This is a genomic window from Caldimonas tepidiphila, assembly GCF_003569765.1.
In the GTDB taxonomy this organism is placed as follows: Bacteria; Pseudomonadota; Gammaproteobacteria; order Burkholderiales; family Burkholderiaceae_C; genus Caldimonas; species Caldimonas tepidiphila.
The window spans coordinates 7,316-8,827 of the sequence record NZ_KZ983975.1 but is presented as its reverse complement, the minus strand read 5'-3'; the positions used below and the strand labels follow the sequence as shown (position 1 = coordinate 8,827).

Below are 1,512 nucleotides of genomic sequence, written 5' to 3'. Positions count from 1 at the left end.
ATAACTCCGTCCGGGGTCAGGGGAATCTCGCTCTCAATCTATTTGCGCAACAAAGCCACCGCCTCTCGATCGGCCTCGATGCCCGAGGCGAATCGCTGCAATTCCGGCACGCTGCTGCTACGCGCCTGCTCCAACCACTCGGGCAGTGCCGGGGCGTCGCGCCAGCGAACCATCTCCATGAAGCGTCGCCCGATGGTGCGCACCTTCTCGACGGCCGGCTCGGTACGGCAGAGTTCGTCCAGATACTCCTTCCACCACCGTCCTTCATCGGGATCGCGCTGAGAGCGGGGTGGGCGCCCGAAGAGCCGGAACCGGATGCGGCGCGCCGAGGGCGTGCCACGCTGGGGCGACTGTGGGCTCGAGCGGCCGCTGGATGACGGTTCCTCTTGCTGGCGTCTCGCCGAGAACATCTGGCGGACTTGGCTGTGACCGCCTCGGAATCCCTGGGCCCGGATCTCGCGCCACAACTGCGCAGCGTTGCGGCAGCCCTCGGCCCAGCGGGACTCCAGATACGTACGCCACGGATCGAGAACGCTCTCTCGGCCAACTCGCTGTGTGCGCTCGGGGAACGAATCCGCCCGTATGAACTTGCGCACGGTCTTGACGTTGAGGCCGAGCTCGCGAGCGATGGCCCGTGCGGATTGGCCCTGGCGATGCCGGTCACGCACCTCCTCGAAGCGGGCCAGTCGTGCGGCCCGACGCTGAGCACTGCGACGTGCAGACGCTCGTTCGCTTGGTGGTGCGGTCTGTGCTGAGGAACTGGTGACGAGCTCGCTTCCCGTGCTCTGCTCATGCCAGCGGGCATTGACGGCCGTGGCCGCCACGCGTAGTGCCTGGGTACAGCGAAGCAGCACCCGTTCGGCCATCTCGCCGAGGTTGCTCAGCAGGTGCCAGCGATCGGCCACCTGTATTCCACAGGGTAGGGCCTGCCGTGCAGCCTGCGCGTAGGCGCCGGCCCGGTCGCGGGCGACGACGCGGATGCCGGGATGCTGTGCGAGCCAGTCGCGCACTTCATCCATCTCCCGCCCGAGGATCAGATCGAGGGGGCGGCGCTGCTCGAGGTCCACGAAGAGGGTGCCGTACTGATGGCCGCGGGCCACGGCCCAGTCGTCGATGCCCACGACCGCTGGCTCGCCAACGGCGGGTAGCGGCAAGCGCCGCAGTGCCCGAAGAATCGTGTCGGGCCCGGCACGCAAACCGAGAATGAATGCCAGGCGCGTACCCGCCTCGCCGCCAAGTGCACATCCGATGCGCTGTAGGGCGGCCCGGCTGCGCTCACTGTAGCGGGAGCGCCTGCTGGCGAATGGCTCGAGCGATTCGCCGAATGTGCGCCCGCGACAGCCTGGCTCCCTGCAACGGAACCGGCGCACCTCGACCTCCAGCGTCACCGGCATGCCAAAGCTCGGCAGATCCGCGGGTCGTCTCCAATAGCGCCCATGGCCATGCACACGTTCGCTATCGCAGTGAGGACAACGGTGCTGCTGGTCGGTACTACTCGCTACCCGGATCACC

At 67.6% G+C, this 1,512-nt stretch carries 1 protein-coding gene; it reads right to left on the bottom strand.

What is annotated here, in order from left to right; genetic code table 11:
- Positions 1 to 38: 38 nt before the first annotated feature.
- Positions 39 to 1,511: an ISL3 family transposase gene (locus D3A59_RS04020; RefSeq protein WP_157991400.1), complete on the bottom strand. Its 1,473-nt coding sequence runs from the start codon at positions 1,509 to 1,511 to the stop codon at positions 39 to 41.
- Position 1,512 lies beyond the last annotated feature (1 nt).